Below are 15,577 nucleotides of genomic sequence, written 5' to 3'. Positions count from 1 at the left end.
CTCATGAAAGCCAAGCTCTACGCTGCCGCCGTCATCGCTCTCGCCTTGGCCAGCGCCGCCCATGCCGGAGGCGCACACGATCACAGCCCCAAGCATGGCGGCGTGGTCACCGAGGCCAAGGACATGGACTACGAACTGGTCGCCAAGCCGGCTGCGATCCAGTTGCACCTGCGTGACCACGGCAAGCCGGTCGACGTGTCCAAGGCCAGCGCCAAGCTGACACTGCTCAGCGGCACCGAGAAGCAGGAGGTCGAACTCAAGCCGGCCGGCGACAAGCTGGAGGCCACGGGCAGCTTCAAGGTGGGCCCTGGCACCAAGGTGGTCGCCATCGTCACGATCGCCGGCAAGCCGTCAGGAACCGTGCGGTTTGCGCTGAAGTAGGGCGGGCTCGAACATGAGCAAAGCCCAACTCCCCCAGCGCAGGACCCTGCTGATCGGCCTGGCGGCAGCGGGCCTCGTGCCCCTGTCCGGTTGCATGACGAAGCCCCTCCGCCCGGTCAATGCCGACGGCACCTACTGCTATCGCATCGGCAAGAGCTACCGCCCCAAACTGACCTGCACACCGACGGCGGTTCCGACCGATGCCGTCGAAGCCGATGCCAAGCGCTTCGAGGCCGATCCGGCGTCCCTGACCGTGTACGTGCTGCGCCGCCGCTGGGCGGATGCCAGCCTGATGGTGCCCGTGACGGTGGACGGCGCGGCCAGCATCGCAACCATTCCCGAGTCTCTGGCCCGCCTGCGCCTGAAGCCGGGCGAACACCGCCTGTCGGCGCAATGGGAGGGCCGAAGCGTGGACATCAGTGTCCAGGGACGAGCCGGTGACCTGCGCGTCGTCGAACTCATTGGTTCGGGTTGGACCTGGGGAACGAGCTTCAGCTGGGAGGCCGCTCAGACCGATGAGGTCAAATCGCGGGCGCAGGCGTCGAAACTCGTGGCCGATCTCGACCTCCGGCGTTGACGCGAACGCATCCCGACACCTGACACCACCGTGACCCCCACGATCCGAAGCTCCTTGTTTCATCCGGGTGTCGCCGCAGCGCTGGCGGCTGCGGCGCTGTTTGGCGCCGGCACGCCGATGGCCAAGCAGCTGCTGGGCACCGTGGATCCCTGGCTGCTCGCGGGACTGTTGTACCTGGGCTCCGGCGTCGGGCTGGCGCTGTGGCGCCTTTTCACGCGCGCTGAACCGGTGAAGCTAGCAGCCAATCAACGGGGCTGGCTCGCCTGCGCTGTGGTCGCGGGCGGGGTCGTAGGCCCGCTGTTGCTGATGTTCGGCTTGTCGCGCATGCCCGCGTCGGGCGCATCCTTGCTGTTGAATGCAGAGGGCGTGTTCACGGCCTTGCTGGCGTGGTCTGTCTTCAAGGAGAACTTCGATCGGCGCATTGCACTCGGGATGGTGGCCATCGTCGCCGGCGCGCTGGTGTTGAGCTGGCCCGGCGAGGCGCGCATCGGCGAGGCCTGGCCTGCGCTGGCCGTGCTGGGCGCCTGCGCGGCCTGGGCGGTGGACAATAACCTGACCCGCAAGGTGGCGCTCGCCGAGGCGACGTGGATTGCGTCGATCAAGGGGCTTGTCGCGGGCAGCGTGAACCTGGCACTCGGACTGGCCGTCGGCGCGTCCTTGCCGCCAGTGCCGTGGCTGGCCGGTGCGTTGCTGCTCGGACTCGGGGCCTACGGCATCAGCCTGACCCTGTTCGTGGTGGCGCTGCGGTACCTGGGTACCGCCCGCACGGGAGCGTACTTTTCGGTGGCACCCTTCTTTGGCGCAGCGCTTGCGGTGGCTTGGCTTGGCGAGCCGGTCACGCCGGGTCTGCTGTTGGCGGGTGCCTTGATGGCCGCTGGGGTGTGGCTGCATCTGACCGAGCGTCATGACCACGCGCATGCCCACCATGCCGAGGAGCATGACCATGAGCACGAGCACGACGAGCACCACCAGCACGAGCACGCAGAGGGTACCGTCGCTGGCCGCCACTCACATCCCCATCGGCACGAACCCCTGACCCACGCGCACGCACACTTCCCGGACGCGCACCATCGGCACGGCCACTGAGTCTGCGGGTGCACCAAGCCTGGATCGTGAGGCTTGTGGACTGACTGCTTCAGGTGATCGAGGCCTCCGTCCGCTTCTGGCCGATTGCTGCTGGTCAGCGGCGCAGTGGTGGACCAGATGGTCGTTGAGGTCGAGACCTTCTTCGATGTAGTCCGTAGCCGGGAATTGAAATCCCGCCTGCACGCGGTTCAAGACTAGCCGCAGCGGTGGCGAAAAACTGTCAAGCGTAATCGCTTCCTGAACCTGTGAGGCGATATGCGCAAGTCCCATCTCGGGACCAAGATGGGGTAGCGTTGAAAGGACGGCAGGTGGGTGGTATGACAGCCTGCTAGTAAATTCTGTTTATTTATACAGTATTTCGGATGTGTAGCAAACTCCCCGCCCGTGCCAGCCAACTTGGTGGCTTTCAAACGAGTCTTACTTTCACGTGTTCAGGGGTTTTACTGACCAGGACGAGCCCATACCAAAGAAAGCTTTGCAGCCTGGGCAAGTCTCAGCATAAACGCTGATCTTGGCGTCGCAGTTTGGGCAGATACCTTGGGGAGCTGCCGCATCTGCAATACGCCTGCGCTCGGCATCCTCTTGCCTGCGCAGAGCCTCTTCAGCTATGGGGTGAGGGTGTGCAGAATTTTGTGTAAACGGCCAATCAACAGCCGGCGCAAGCCGGCCTAGCGTTTAAGCTTTGGAAAATCAACAAGACGGCATAGCGAATGATCCCCTCTGGCAAACCAAGCCGACTGTCGCCGAGGCTAATCCCTCTTGTGGTTTTTTTGATCGGCCTGTGCTCCACCGTAGTGCTTTACCAACTCATCGTCGAGTCCGTCGATCAACGACAACAGGTCTACTTCGACTTCCGCGCCCGGGAGGCTGCTGAGCGCATCGAGAACCGCATGGCCACCTACCGGCAGGTCCTGCGGGGCACGGCCGGGTTCTTTGATGTGCATGATGATGTCGGACGTGAAGATTTCCGAAGGTATTCCGATCGCCAGGCTCTGGACCAGTACCTGCCTGGCATCCAAGGCGTGGGCTTCGCCAGGGCCATCCGGCCTGCCGATCTGCAAACCCACATCGATCAGGTCCGCGCCGAAGGCTTTCCCTCTTACACGGTGCAACCAGCAGGCCAACGAGACCTGTATTCCTCGATCGTGTATCTGGAGCCGTTTTCGGGACGCAACCTGCGTGCCTTCGGCTTCGACATGTATTCAGAACCCGTGCGGCGCGAGGCCATGCAGCGCTCGGTAGATACGGGTGCCATCGCGCTTTCGGGGCGTGTGCGTCTCCAGCAGGAAACGGGGGTTCAGGAGCAGTCGGGGTTCCTGATCTACCAGGCGATCTACGCTACTGACCAGCCAGCGGCAACCGTAGCAGAGCGCCGGGAACAACTGCGCGGCTGGGTCTATGCACCGTTTCGCATGACAGACTTCCTGCAGGGTCTCCTCGGAGAGCAGGAGCGTGACCTGATCATCGACATCTTCGACGGCGAAGAGATGGTTGAAGCGACACGAACTCACTTTGGCAGTTCAGGGCGTACCGATATCCGTCCAGGGTTTGAATCGGTGCATCGGCTGCGCATGATGGGACAAACCTGGACCGTTCGCCTGCATGGCAGCACGAGCCTTCTGCAACGGGTGGACAGAGGGCTACCGATCGTGATCGCGGTAACCGGTGTCTTGCTCAGTGCCATGCTGGCTGGGCTGATGTTTTTGCTGGTGTCGGGTCGGTCCCGGGCAGAAGCGGCGGCCCGCGCGATGACAGAAGACCTGTCTCTGGAGAGGTCTCGATTGAGTGCCATTCTTGAAGGCACCCGGGTCGGCACCTGGGAGTGGAATGTCCAGAGCGGTGAAACCGTCTTCAATGAGGAATGGGCGAGGATCGTTGGATACAAGCTCCAAGAGCTTGAGCCGATCTCCATCGTCACCTGGGCAAAGCTCACGCATCCGGAAGATCTGCAAAAGTCAGAACAGCTGCTCAAGCAGCACTTTGCGGGGGAGTTACCGTTCTACGAGTGTGAGGCCAGGATGCGCCACAAGGATGGGCACTGGATCTGGGTGCTGGACCGCGGGAAGGTGGGGAAATGGGATCGGGATGGCAAGCCTCTCATCATGTACGGTACCCATCAGGACATCAGCCGGTCCAGACAGGAGCTGGATACCTATCACCATCGAGCGCATCATGACGTATTGACCGATCTACCCAACCGGGTCTTACTCGGTGAAGCGGGTCAGGGCAGCCTTCCAATCCCGGATGGGCAGGGTCCACTTCTGGCTGATGTTGCGCAGGGCCAAGTAGAACAGCTTGGTCAGCGCCTCGTCGCTGGGGAACGAGCCCCGGTTCTTGGTCAGCTTCCTCAGGCCCATGTTCACCGACTCGATGGCATTGGTGGTGTAGATGACCTTGCGGATTTGCGGCGGGTAGTCAAAGAACGGGGTCAAGCGGCTCCAGTTCCTGCGCCAGGACTGGCCGATGGGTAGGTACTCGGCATTCCAGCGCTGCTCGAATTCACCGAGCATCAGCTCGGCCTCCTCGGCGGTGGCGGCCGTGTAGATACGGCGCAGGTCGGCAGCTACTTCTTTGCGGCGCTTCCAGGACACGTAGTTCAGGCTGTGGCGCACCATGTGAACGATGCACAGCTGCACCACCGCCTTGGGGAACACCGCTTCAATCGCTTCGGGGAAACCTTTGAGCCCGTCGACACAGGCAATGAAGATGTCCTGCACGCCCCGGTTGCGCAGTTCGGTGACCACCTGCAGCCAGAACTTGGCACCCTCGGTCTGCGCCAGCCACAGGCCCAGCACCTCCTTGTCGCCCGTCATGGTGATGCCAATGGCCAGGTACACCGCCTTGACCCGCACAGCGCCCTCGCGCACCTTCACGTGGATGCAGTCCAGGTAAACGATTGGGTAAAGCGGCTCCAGCGGCCGGGCCTGCCAGGCCTTGACCTCATCGGCCACGGCGTCGGTCACCGAGGAAATCAGGCTGGGTAAGACTTCGGTGCCGTACATCTCTTCGAGGTGGGCCTGTATCTCGCGCACCGTCATGCCGCGGGCGTACAGCGAGATGATTTTGTCGTCGAAGCCGGCCCAGCGGGTCTGGTGCTTGGGAATGAGCTGAGGCTCGAAGCTGCCATGGCGGTCGCGGGGTACCTCGATGGGCAGTTCACCGAAATCGCCCTTGAGGGTCTTCTTGCTCTTGCCGTTGCGGGTATTGCCAACGGGGTTGGACACTGCCTCGTTGCGTTCGTGGCCCAAGTGTTCGGTCAGTTCGGCGTCCAGGGCTCGCTCCACCAGCAGCTTGGTCAACTGTTTGAGCAGGCCGTTCTCGCCGATGAGGTCTTCGGGCCTCTTGTAGTTGGCCAGCAGGCCGGACAGCAGTTCTTCGGGTACGTCGTGTTTCTTGGTGTTCATTGTGCTCACGGATAGGCCGGCTTGCGCCGGCTGTTGATTGGCCGTTTACACAAAATTCTGCACACCCTCCATTGGCATTGATGCCCAGACGCTACAGGTCAGGGCTATCTGCGTGACATCCAACAACGTCAGTGATGCAGCAGTGATACCGGATTTGCTGCAGCAATTGCCAGAAGATGAGGTGCTGGAGAGCCTAACGGGCGACGGCGCTTACGACACGCAACCAGTCCATGAAGAAGTCATCAAGCGAGGAGGTATTCCCATTATTCCTCCTCGCAAGAATGCTCGAATACGCAAAGGCAAAGCCTTTGTGCATCGAAATGCGGCGATCGCTGCATGTCGAAGGCTGGGGCGAAGTATCTGGAAACGTTGGATCGGGTAACCACGGCTCAAATTGCGGCGTAGGCGTTGCTGGACCACCTTCGTCAGCAGCCTGGCCAGCAACTCTGGCAAATTGCGGGCGTTCTCTGCCTCTACCTTGGTGGCATCTTTGAATTGCACCAAATCGGCCGCATACAAAAACAGCAGCCAAATATTGCGCAAAGGTATGGGGCTTGCCATGGCTGCCTTCTGGACTGCGGTGGGGTTGTAGAACATTTCGATGTAGCTGGGCGCTGTTGCATAAATTTGAGGCGAGCAACCCCAAACCTCAACCGTGGCTACGCCACCCCTACCGTCTGAGGACGGCCCAGTTCTGCAAATCGATTCAACATGGCTGCCCGAATATGCAGCTCATTGACTTGGCGCTCAAATGTTCTGGACATGACCTGTCCGCCCAGTCGTTTGATGCAATCCTGGGCGTGTCCAAGTTTTTGTGTAAACGGTTCGGACTTCAGTTGACGGAGATGCGGTCCCCAAACTGAATGGTAAAGCGGGTCAGCGCAGCCTTCCAATCCCGGATAGGCATGCTCCACTTCTGGCTGATGTTGCGCAGGGTTAGGGCGTGTTCACATTAATAGTTGACTGCTCATGCAGGCACTGACAATCCAGCCCCTGCATGTACATCTCTCGCTCTCAATTCAAGCGCATCCGCCACCTGTTACCCAAGCCCCGGGGCAGTCGCCGTATCAGTCACTATCGCTTGCTCAATGCGCTGGCTTACATGGCCAGTAACGGCTGTAAATGGCGCGCACTGCCAACTCGATTCGGCCCATGGCATACGATTTACATGCGTCTGTACCGATGGGCGCACAGCGGTGTCTTGGTAGAAGTACTTGCACATTTGCAGCAGGACCGACTTAGTCAGTGGTGTGTCCAAGCGTTAAGTCTGGATTCAACCATCGTCAAAGTTCACCCCGATGGCTGTGGGGCTCGCAAAAAAACGGTCCACAAGCCATAGGCAGGAGCCGGGGTGGCTGGAGCAGCAAGATTCACATGGTGGCCGCCAGCTGCCGGGATGCTTTGGTATGGAGCCTGACAGCAGGTCAAGCCGGTGATGGGCCCGAAGGCCGTCACCTCATTGAAGCCATTAGCGTCCAAGATGCACCTGTGTATCTGCTGATGGACAGCGCCTATGGCGGCGATGAGTTACGAGCTGAGGCACTGGAGCGCAACTTGATACCTGTCGTCCCTGCGCACCCACTGCGCAAACGCCCTTGGCAACTAGACAAACGACGATACAGCCAGCGCAATGAGATCGAGCGCTTGTTCCGGCGGATCAAGGCTTACCGGCGCGTCTTCACGCGCTATGACAAGCTCGATGTTGTGTACGTGACCTTCGTCTCAATGGCTTTGATTTGCGAACATCTGAGGTAATCTGAACAGGCCTTAGCAATCCTCAAAAGGAAGCTCAGCGTAATGCTTCTCTGATGTGGCGCTGGAGTTGCGCAGCAACTTCGAGTGAGCTGCACGGAAGCTATGTATTGACCCAGCGGTTTCTGCACAGGTCAGGCTGCTAAAGCATAAGCCTCAGCGGGGGTCTTCATGCCCAGCGCCTGATGAGGGCGCCGGTGGTTATAAAAGCCGATCCAATCTGCGATCACACGACTGGCGTGCTGCAGTGTCTCGAAGCGGTGGCGGTGCACGCATTGGTCTTTGAGCGTTCTGATCACGCGCTCGACCATGCCGTTTTGCTCCGGGCTGTACGGGGTGATGAACTCCTGCTGCAGGCCATAGCTTTTGACCAAGGCCGTGTAGCTGCGGCTGGTGAACACCAGACCGTTGTCTGACCTCAACAGGAACGGGTGCCGGACCTTGCCCAGACAGCCGTACCTGGCAATCAACGCCTGCCTGACAAAAAGCAAGCCTTCCTGTGGGACTCCACGTCCCCAGGACTGGGGTTGCGCGCGACACCCAATGGCAAGCCTTCTTATGTTTTCCAGGGCAGTTATGCGGGCAAAGACATTCGCATCACGATTGGCAGCCCCGATGCTTGGCGGATTGCCGCAGCCGATGTGCGTACCTGCAGCAGGTTCTCAACCCGGAGTTGAGCGCGCGTAGCTGTCCAGTCACCCAGCTGCAAAAAGGACGCAGCGGCGATGGCGGACTCTTGCAAGAAGAGTCCGCCAGTTGTGAAGGACAGCCGGTAGCGCTCGGTCATGTGGCGCTGCCTTTGCTGCTGGGATAGCCAGGCGCCAGCACAGCGGTCTCGACGCCGTACAAGGCAAGGTGGTCCTTCAACCAGAGGCGGTACTCGGGCCCTCTCAGGCTATGACCCGGGGAGCAGTCCACGCTCCATTTGCGCAGGGCATACCCAGCCAGTGCTGCTCGCAATTTCAGCCGCAACACGCCCTCTGGCATGTCGTAGTCCATGTGCGTGACTTCGGGATGAGGTTGATCCGGGTGAGGCACCAAGTCCAACTCGACGATGCGTGTCCACTGAACGTCTTGCTCTGGGAGCTCATGGCGCGCTGCCTCGTCGCCCAGCTTTGGAGTGGGCTTGCTGATACGGGTCAGAACAAAGTCTCGGAAAGTCTGCGACTTGCGATCGAACGCGCGCACATGCCAACGAAGGCCCGTGTCCAGCAGCGCAAAGGGCACGATTTCACGTGAAGACTCGCCGCTGCTCACCGAGTGGTAGTAGATGCTGAGCACCTGCCCCATGTGAATGGCGCGCGTGATGCAGGCCAGGGTTTCCAGCCCCGGGTAGGAGAGCCTGGAGGGCATGAGGCACGGCAGCAGGGCTTCAGACGAGGGGGCGGTAGCGTCCCCCAGCTGCTCAGTCAGCCAGCCTAGAACTTGGGCCGATGGCACGGCAAACAGTGGCGAGAACCCGGCCCCTAGGAGGTAGCGTTTGCCACGGTTTTCGTAGTCAACGTTCTCTGGTGCCAGCTCTTTGTACAGCGCCAGATCCCGCGAAGCTGCCGCCGACTGGATGCCAAAGCGCTGCATCAAATCAGGCCGTCGAACCTCGCCAAGGAAGCGTAACCGCAGCTCGATGTGCTTGAGCCGGTCCCTTTGGGATTGGGGCAGTTCGGCTGCCGGATCAGCTTGCATGGTGGGGGAGGCGACTCTGAGGAAGAAAGATCTCAATATTCTATCCTAAAGAAGTCATTTTGGTATCAAAAAGATACGAACATGACGACCAAATGGCTGCAGACTTGAGCTGCTGAACCACGTTCGGCGACGCGCTTTGAAGGCGAGCCTCAAAACTCGCGTGGCAACAGCTTTGAAATGGGGCAACGGCGCCTGCTATGGCCCCAATGACAGGCGCCGTTATCCGGGTAGGCAAAGACCGAGTTCGCAAGCTCATGCAGCAACACTGCATCAAGGTCAGGACGAAACGCAAGTTCGTGGTCACCACCGACAGTCGCCATAGCCTGCCGGTCGAGCCCGACCTGGTTCAGCGACGCTTCAATCCCGAGGCGCCCAGCCAGCTCTGGAGTGGCGACATCACCTACATCGCCACCGACGAGGGCTGGCTGTACCTGGCCGCTGTCATCGACCTGTTTGGCCGCCAGGTTGTGGGCTGGAGCCTGCAGCCCAATATGCAGACCAGCCTGGTCAAGGACGCACTTGCCATGGCTTGGTGGCGCCGGCGCCCAGCGGCTGGTTTGATATTCCACAGCGACAGGGGCAGCCAATATTGCAGCGCAGAGTTCCAGGGTGCCTTGAGGGGCTGGGGCATGCGCTCATCGATGAGCAGAAAGGGCAATTGCTAGGATAACGCCCCGACGGAAAGCTTCTGGGGCCGGCTGAAAACTGCCAGCGTCCATGGTCACAAATTCGCCACCCGTGAGGAGGTCAGGCGGGCTGTAATGGACTGGATGGCTTTCTACAATCACCGCAGGTTGCATTCGTCGCTGGGCTATCTCAGCCCGATGCAGTTCGAGCAACGCTGGTACGAGGCACAGCGAAAAAAGGCCGCGTAACCGTTGGGCTAAGAACTACACGGGACACGGGCAAGGTCAGTCTCAGTTTGCTGGTTTCTCGCAATCCAGTTTGCTGGTTTCCAGCAAACTAGGTTGCTGCTTTTCTGCAATCTGGAATGCAGGGTGAAGCGGATCAAAGAAGCGCCGTCGGCACCCCTACCCGGTTGGAGCCTGCCTACCGCTGCCCAGCCCCCGATACAGGTCAAGCGCTGCGTTCTGCCGGTCCAGCAGCAGCGAAACAAACTGGACCTGGGCCGAGAACAGGCTGTTGCGCGCGCAAATCTCAACCAGCACCGTGCTTTGCAAGCGGCTGAACACTGCATTGCAAGCATCTGAGCTGTCCGCGACAATATTTCCAGTGCTCGCTCCCAGGCCGTCACGCTTAGGTGTAGTGGCGGTTTGCGTAGGCTTCTTGGAATCAAATCCTTCCTTTTGGCCACCGGGCACCCGAATCTGAAAGCCGGTCAGCAGCCATGCATTGTTGCCACCTGACCGGACCCAAATAGCGCGCTGCCCCTGGTAGTCCAAGTGCAGGGACGTAGAGTTACCCACCTCGATCCGGCGCGCTTCCTCCCCCTTCGCAATGGTCTGAACAAGGCCTTCTTCCAGCAGCTGGATCGCCCTTGACGTGTCATGCCGTCCTTGGCCTGACGTTGCGCCAGAATGTGGGCGATCCCGCGCTTGTCATCCCCCCACACGAAGTCCACCGAGCCCAAGCCCGCGCGGTGCATGGCGCGGTGCTGGTCCGCCTTTTCCAAGATGGCCTTGTTCATGGCCTCGCTGCCGCGGGCAATGTTGGCATCGACTGACTTCATGGTGCTGCGGCTGAAACTGGGCTCGACCCGCTGGCCACCACCAGGGCCGCTACGCTCCACAAAGGCGCGGGCCGGCAGGATGTAGTCGCTGATGATTTCGGCGTCGGACAGCGCCAGCGCACGGAAGCCGGGCACATGCTGGCGCAGTCAGGAGCGAATCGCGACGATGGCGCGGTTGCACGAAATTCAGCTTGTGCGTGGTCTGCGCCATTTCGGCCAGGACTTCTTCGACCGCCACGCGGCAGCACAGGTCGATACCACCACGCAGGCAGTATTCCTGAATCTTGGCATCCACCAGGGCACGCCGCATCGTGGCGATCTGGTTCAGGCTGGGGGCCAGCTGCTGGTCAAACAATCCATCGTGTCCAAGCACCCCACTCGCCAGCATGCGGTCGGTGTCGTTCAGCTTGATTTCCATCTCACAGTGACCCACCAGCCACCAACAATCTAGCGCAGCATTTTCAAGTTTTTGTACCTTGGAAATGTCAAGTTTTGTCTGGTTCTCATGGGGTTGGGTTTTTCGCAGTGCCTTTGCGTTCAGTTTGTCGGTTCTTCCTGGGGCGCCCACCTTTCTTTCCATTACGGCGGCTGGCAGCCTTGCCCTTTTTGGTTTTGGGTCCCGTGGACAAGCCGCCGTGCAACTTGCAGCGTCCGCCGCGATACAGGACCCTGCTTTTGCAGGGAGTGCCCTTGCGCGTCCTCGCGCCACAGCAGTCGCTGTGGAGATGGACGGACGCAGGTTCGTGATCAGCGCTCTGATTGCCAGATGCTGGCGCCGGTATGGCATGTCGTTGAGTGGGTTGGTGCATGGGGGCCTTTGTCTTGCAATTGAACGAATTTGTGCGTCGTCCAATCTCAGGGCACTCGCGCTTTGAGCAGCCACCATTGCAAAAGCATGCAGTTCAGCGGCACTGTCGCCACCAGCCAACTGGTGCGTTGAAGAGTCGGTTGCGGGTACTTTGCGGCCGGCCACGATGGGATTGGTGCTGCCCGTACCCTGGAGATGCTTGCCTGGAATGCCGGTCGAGGCTGGGCCAGGATGCCAAGGCTGGCATGGATGGGCCAAGTGGGACCAGCGCCAACGAACCCTACAGAGCATAGGGTTCGCTGCGGCAAGGCGGGCAGTTTCAGTGCAGTCACAACATGCACGGGAGGCGAGGAACTGCGCGAGGCGTCTGAGATGCCACGGGTGCCCACCATGCTGGCAGCAGGCTTGGGCCGTGCAGGTGCCGTGATGTGGGCACGCTGGTATTCCGGGCTTTGGCGGTAGCGCTCCGCAGCCGCGCCACGGAGCTTGGCAATCGGCTTGGTAAAAAACTCAGCCATCGTTTTCGTGCGCTTGGGGCGGCAACGAGGGCGAGGCGGGCTCAGGGTGTCGGCGGGCCCCAACATCGGCGCCAGGGCTGCATAAAACGCCTGGGGAGCTTCTTCGATGCAGTTGCGAAGCAGTTGGGCCACGCAGCTTTTCCACATCGGGTCTTTGCAGTGCTGGAGTGCGCGAATGACTTCCCCGGCCATTTGTTCTGCCGTCAGCGCCATCTCGGAATGGTCCAGCAGGCCTAAAGCGGCTGCGTGGGGCTGCATGGCTTGTTCAAAGCGCGCCAAGCGCGCACGCAGCTGTGCTTTACCGCCCAGTAAATCCGAGCCTTGCATCCGCCCGTGGACCAGGGGAACGATCAGCACATGCATGTGCTGTGCGCTTTCATCCTTGTGCACGACCGCGCTCAGGAGGTTGGCGCTGCCAAACTCTGTGGCCATCCAGTCCAAAGCAGCTTGGAAGTACGCGCATTCGTCATCGTGGATGCCCACAGGCAGGCTGACCAAGGCCTCGATCAGGCGCACGGCATCCACGCGCAGCTTGTCGATGCCTGCTGCTTCCAGCTGTGCTTTGTAGGCGGCGTTGACCGCATCAGCCGTCTGGTGCCCGAGCAAGACGAAGTTGAGATGCTGCTGGCCTGGGGTGATGTTGGGCGTCAAGGCCAGCTCGCGCAGATTGTGCCGAGCCGCCCGCAGCGCTGCCGTGGGGCCCTTGAGCTTGGCAAAGCGCACCAGCAGGTTGGCAGGGCGTGTTCGGCGGTCCATCTGCACGCGTGCCCCTCAAATGAACCCAGCCGTGACAAGCACGGCTGGGTGGGAGAGGGCCAGCGAACGCATGGCGGGGCAGCGGTTTAGTGGATACCCAAAACGCGGCGCAGCTCGGCGACCGACCAGGCCAAGCGGTTGTTGATGCGGGCAGGGCGCAGCGGCCCCGTTTCCTTGCAGGCCCACAGGCGCAGAGTCTGCTCGGAGCGGTTGAGGTGGAAAGCCGCCTCGGCGGTAGTGATGTGGGAGCGGGTTTCTTCGTCCAGGCGGACGGGGTGTGCAACAAAGTAGGCCATCGTTGTATTCCTCTGAGTTGAAGAAGTTGTGATGGCCGCGACTTTGAAAGTCACGACGAACATGAGCCCCCTACATGTTCGTATTTTTGTGATGGCAACAGAGATTCAGATTGCAGGTGCTCACCGATCCAAGCCCTGCAATTCAGTCGGCAGAAAACCTGCCATCGAGCTGGCAGGGGCCGCTCTAAACGAAGCGTCTGTTATGTGGCGGCATTCAGCTTGCGGCGGATGGTCGTCGGCGTGACGTCGTAGCGCTTGGCCAAAATACCTGCCACGTCCTGCTTCGCATAGTGGCTGGCCATCAACTTGTCTGCTTCACGCTTGAGATCTTGTGGCGCAGGTACCTTGGATTGCTTGCGCCGCGTGTGCGCTGATTTGTCAGCCCCTTTGCGGGCGCCTGCTTTGATGCGGGCTTCTTTGTCTCTCAGCTGTCGGATGTAAGGGCTCAACGCCTTGGCGGATGCTTGGACGCCTTCTTTGTGCGACAAATATTGAATCAAGATGGCCACATGCTGGTACGGGCAGATCTGGATGGCATACAGCAGCAGTTCTTTAACGGAGCACTGGGCGAGTGAGGCTGTTTCCTCGGCGCAATTGGCTAGCGTCAGCAGGGCAGGCCAGGGCAACTGCTCGGCAAGCACCTGCTCGCTAGTTTCTGGCTTGAGCGGAAAACCCCTGGGCGGCAGATACACCGGAGTGCCCCACAAAGGGTCTTGTCGCAGTGTTTGCTTGAGCTGCTCGGTCTTGGCCTGGATGGCCAGCATGGTGCGCGCTTGTTGTTCCGTGAGTTCGAGGTCCACATGTGGGGCGCACTCGATGGGCAAACTCGGCAGTTCGGTGGTGGTACGGGTCTTGTCAAACGGGGGCACGAATCCAGTCTCCTTGCGCGGTTTGGGTTGAGTGGCTGGCGCAGGCCAGCGCCAGCCATCTAAAAAATCGTCTTACATCCGCCCTTACATCGTCGGAAAAAACAAAACCCCGCTATGCAAAACATAGCGGGGTTTCTTTATTTCAATGGTGCCGGAGACATGAATCGAACACGCGACCTTCTCATTACGAATGACGGGGATTGAACGTTTGGTTGTGTTTGTTTGTGTTGATATTTTTATATAAATCAATGACTTATTGAAATTGATCTGTGCTTAAATACAGTTGTTGTGTTGATTGGAGTTCGCCAAAATATAGTGAATTGGTATGCATGAGGGATGCATGATGGATGTATGAGTGCAGGCAGCCCCTTTGTTTACTGTATGAGAAAGATTGGTGACTATGGCCCGACCCAAGAAAGATGCGCCTATAGACCTGAGTCAGCGCCACGCACTTACCGCTGGGCTGATCGAGCGGCTGAGCTGCCCTGAAGGTAAGGCGAAAGTGTTTTTACGTGACAGTGAAGTGCCTGGCCTAGCGGTTCGTGCTACTGATAAAGGTGCAAAGGCTTTTGTTTTTCAGCGTAAAACCAAAGAGGGCAGCTTCTTGAGTAAGACTATCGGCCCCCCAGCTGTATGGAGCATCGAGCAAGCGCGCACTGAGGCGCGGAAATTGGCATTGACAGTTGACCAAGGCCAAGACCCACGCGAGCTGGAGCGTCAGCACAGGGCAGAGCAGGACGCCCAGCGACAGCAGGCCAAAGCCAAAGCTCTGACAGTAGGAGATATCTGGCCGTTGTATTTGGAGAACGGTAGACCAAAGCGCCGGGATGCTTGGAAGCCGCGCTACTTGGCAGACCTTCATGCAATGGCGCTCCCCGGTGGAGAGCCAAAAAAGCGCGGTACTGGACTGACGCGCCCCGGCCCACTTTTTCCTCTTCTGGCATTGCCCCTGTCTGGTGTGACAGAAGATGCGCTGAAGGTGTGGTTTGACCGGGAAGCAATCACAGGTAAGCACCAAGCTGCACGTGCCTTGATGATGTTTCGTGGCTTTCTTCGCTGGTGTGCAGCTCAAACCGAATATCGGGCGTTGGTGGACCGTGATGCCGGCAAAGCCCCTGCGATTGTGGAAAGCTTGCCTGCTAGTGTTCGGCGGACCGATGCTTTGGAGGCAGCGCAGGTGCAAAGCTGGTGGAGTGGGGTCGAGCAGTTGTCCAACCAAACCGCCAGCGCTTATTTAAGAACTTTGCTCCTGACAGGGGCACGCCGCGAAGAAGTGGCCGCTTTGACGTGGCAGCAGGTGGATTTCCGCTGGAGCAAGTTGACCTTGGCCGACAAGGTGGATGAGGTCCGCGTCATTCCGCTGACCCCGTATTTGGCGCAACTACTCATGCGTTTACCGCGTGTCGGTACGTATGTGTTCGCCAGTACCGGTAAAGCGGGGCGGATTACAGACGCTCGCGCAAGCCATGCCTTGGCGCTACGCAGTGCGGGAATTGGTCATTTGACATTCCACGGCTTGCGTCGCTCTTTTTCGTTGCTGGGGGAAGCCGCAGGTGCACCTGCAGGTGCAATTGCGCAGATCATGGGGCACAAGCCCAGTGCCACGGCAGAGGGCTATCGGCCGCGCAGTATTGATGCGTTGCGGCCGTTTGCGCAGCGCATCGAAGCGTACATCCTGGAGCTGGCCAACGTCCAATTTGAAGCGCCTCAGGAGGCGGCCAGGTTGCGCATCGTGAAGTGATCTACTTGGTTGCCAC

16 protein-coding genes and 4 pseudogenes are annotated in these 15,577 nt (G+C 59.8%); 10 read left to right on the top strand and 10 right to left on the bottom strand.

Going from position 1 to position 15,577, the window contains the following annotated elements:
- Positions 1–3: 3 nt before the first annotated feature.
- The 4 genes and pseudogenes from KAQ61_RS08515 to KAQ61_RS08500 form a co-directional block, all read left to right on the top strand.
- On the top strand, positions 4–381 hold the full coding sequence (locus KAQ61_RS08515) for a hypothetical protein (protein ID WP_210931385.1): 378 nt from the start codon (positions 4–6) through the stop codon (positions 379–381).
- A 13-nt stretch (positions 382–394) separates the two neighbouring features.
- Positions 395–958, top strand: coding sequence for a hypothetical protein (locus tag KAQ61_RS08510; RefSeq protein WP_210931383.1), 564 nt, complete (start codon positions 395–397; stop codon positions 956–958).
- A gap of 30 nt (positions 959–988) precedes the next feature.
- The gene (locus KAQ61_RS08505) at positions 989–2,044 is read left to right on the top strand and encodes a DMT family transporter (RefSeq protein ID WP_274754046.1); all 1,056 of its coding nucleotides are present in this window, start codon (positions 989–991) and stop codon (positions 2,042–2,044) included.
- A gap of 710 nt (positions 2,045–2,754) precedes the next feature.
- A pseudogene (locus KAQ61_RS08500) lies at positions 2,755–4,170 on the top strand (CHASE domain-containing protein); the annotation flags it as partial.
- 78 nt (positions 4,171–4,248) lie between these two features.
- Here the strand turns inward: KAQ61_RS08500 and KAQ61_RS18780 are convergent.
- A complete protein-coding gene (locus KAQ61_RS18780; RefSeq protein ID WP_244983031.1) occupies positions 4,249–5,448 on the bottom strand; it encodes an IS256 family transposase in 1,200 nt (399 codons plus the stop codon).
- Between the two features lie 70 nt (positions 5,449–5,518).
- Here KAQ61_RS18780 and KAQ61_RS08495 point away from each other — a divergent pair.
- Positions 5,519–5,827, top strand: a pseudogene (locus tag KAQ61_RS08495) (transposase); the annotation flags it as partial.
- 280 nt (positions 5,828–6,107) lie between these two features.
- Here the strand turns inward: KAQ61_RS08495 and KAQ61_RS08490 are convergent.
- A pseudogene (locus KAQ61_RS08490) lies at positions 6,108–6,239 on the bottom strand (IS5/IS1182 family transposase); the annotation flags it as partial.
- A gap of 206 nt (positions 6,240–6,445) precedes the next feature.
- Between KAQ61_RS08490 and KAQ61_RS18775 the strand changes: the two are divergent.
- Positions 6,446–6,787 carry a transposase gene (locus tag KAQ61_RS18775; protein WP_244983030.1) on the top strand — a complete coding sequence of 114 codons (342 nt, stop codon included), beginning with the start codon at positions 6,446–6,448 and terminating at the stop codon, positions 6,785–6,787.
- Positions 6,788–6,822: 35 nt separating this feature from the next.
- Positions 6,823–7,203, top strand: coding sequence for a transposase (locus KAQ61_RS18770; RefSeq protein ID WP_244983029.1), 381 nt, complete (start codon positions 6,823–6,825; stop codon positions 7,201–7,203).
- Positions 7,204–7,334: 131 nt separating this feature from the next.
- On the opposite strand, the gene KAQ61_RS08480 is transcribed toward KAQ61_RS18770, so the two are convergent.
- The 3 genes from KAQ61_RS08480 to KAQ61_RS08470 all read right to left on the bottom strand — a co-directional run bounded on the left by KAQ61_RS08480 (position 7,335) and on the right by KAQ61_RS08470 (position 8,883).
- On the bottom strand, positions 7,335–7,691 hold the full coding sequence (locus tag KAQ61_RS08480) for an integrase core domain-containing protein (protein ID WP_244983028.1): 357 nt from the start codon (positions 7,689–7,691) through the stop codon (positions 7,335–7,337).
- An 83-nt stretch (positions 7,692–7,774) separates the two neighbouring features.
- A complete protein-coding gene (locus KAQ61_RS08475; protein ID WP_210931379.1) occupies positions 7,775–7,987 on the bottom strand; it encodes a BrxA family protein in 213 nt (70 codons plus the stop codon).
- Positions 7,984–8,883 (bottom strand): helix-turn-helix transcriptional regulator, encoded by a 900-nt coding sequence (locus KAQ61_RS08470; RefSeq protein ID WP_210931377.1) that lies wholly within the window; start codon positions 8,881–8,883, stop codon positions 7,984–7,986. The genes KAQ61_RS08475 and KAQ61_RS08470 overlap by 4 nt, the downstream gene beginning before the upstream one ends.
- Positions 8,884–9,104: 221 nt before the next feature.
- Between KAQ61_RS08470 and KAQ61_RS08465 the strand changes: the two are divergent.
- Positions 9,105–9,758, top strand: a pseudogene (locus tag KAQ61_RS08465) (IS3 family transposase); the annotation flags it as partial.
- A 156-nt stretch (positions 9,759–9,914) separates the two neighbouring features.
- On the opposite strand, the gene KAQ61_RS08460 reads toward KAQ61_RS08465, so the two are convergent.
- Complete coding sequence (locus KAQ61_RS08460; RefSeq protein ID WP_210931375.1) at positions 9,915–10,286, bottom strand: hypothetical protein; 372 nt, start codon at positions 10,284–10,286, stop codon at positions 9,915–9,917.
- Positions 10,287–10,664: 378 nt separating this feature from the next.
- On the opposite strand from KAQ61_RS08460, the gene KAQ61_RS08455 reads away from it, so the two are divergent.
- Positions 10,665–11,024 carry a hypothetical protein gene (locus tag KAQ61_RS08455; RefSeq protein ID WP_210931373.1) on the top strand — a complete coding sequence of 120 codons (360 nt, stop codon included), beginning with the start codon at positions 10,665–10,667 and terminating at the stop codon, positions 11,022–11,024.
- A 52-nt stretch (positions 11,025–11,076) separates the two neighbouring features.
- On the opposite strand, the gene KAQ61_RS18955 is transcribed toward KAQ61_RS08455, so the two are convergent.
- From KAQ61_RS18955 to KAQ61_RS08440, 4 genes are all read right to left on the bottom strand, one after another.
- The gene (locus tag KAQ61_RS18955; RefSeq protein ID WP_276514461.1) at positions 11,077–11,382 is read right to left on the bottom strand and encodes an HGGxSTG domain-containing protein; all 306 of its coding nucleotides are present in this window, start codon (positions 11,380–11,382) and stop codon (positions 11,077–11,079) included.
- A gap of 46 nt (positions 11,383–11,428) precedes the next feature.
- Positions 11,429–12,655 carry a plasmid recombination protein gene (locus KAQ61_RS08450; protein WP_210931371.1) on the bottom strand — a complete coding sequence of 409 codons (1,227 nt, stop codon included), beginning with the start codon at positions 12,653–12,655 and terminating at the stop codon, positions 11,429–11,431.
- 86 nt (positions 12,656–12,741) lie between these two features.
- Complete coding sequence (locus KAQ61_RS08445) at positions 12,742–12,951, bottom strand: hypothetical protein (protein WP_042419516.1); 210 nt, start codon at positions 12,949–12,951, stop codon at positions 12,742–12,744.
- A gap of 200 nt (positions 12,952–13,151) precedes the next feature.
- Positions 13,152–13,820 (bottom strand): hypothetical protein, encoded by a 669-nt coding sequence (locus KAQ61_RS08440; protein WP_210931369.1) that lies wholly within the window; start codon positions 13,818–13,820, stop codon positions 13,152–13,154.
- A 400-nt stretch (positions 13,821–14,220) separates the two neighbouring features.
- Between KAQ61_RS08440 and KAQ61_RS08435 the strand changes: the two genes are divergently transcribed.
- A complete protein-coding gene (locus tag KAQ61_RS08435) occupies positions 14,221–15,561 on the top strand; it encodes an integrase family protein (RefSeq protein WP_210931367.1) in 1,341 nt (446 codons plus the stop codon).
- Positions 15,562–15,577: the final 16 nt, after the last annotated feature.

Source organism: Comamonas aquatica (assembly GCF_018064205.1).
Classification (GTDB): Bacteria; Pseudomonadota; Gammaproteobacteria; order Burkholderiales; family Burkholderiaceae_C; genus Comamonas; species Comamonas aquatica.
This window is presented reverse-complemented; position numbering and strand designations above follow the sequence as displayed.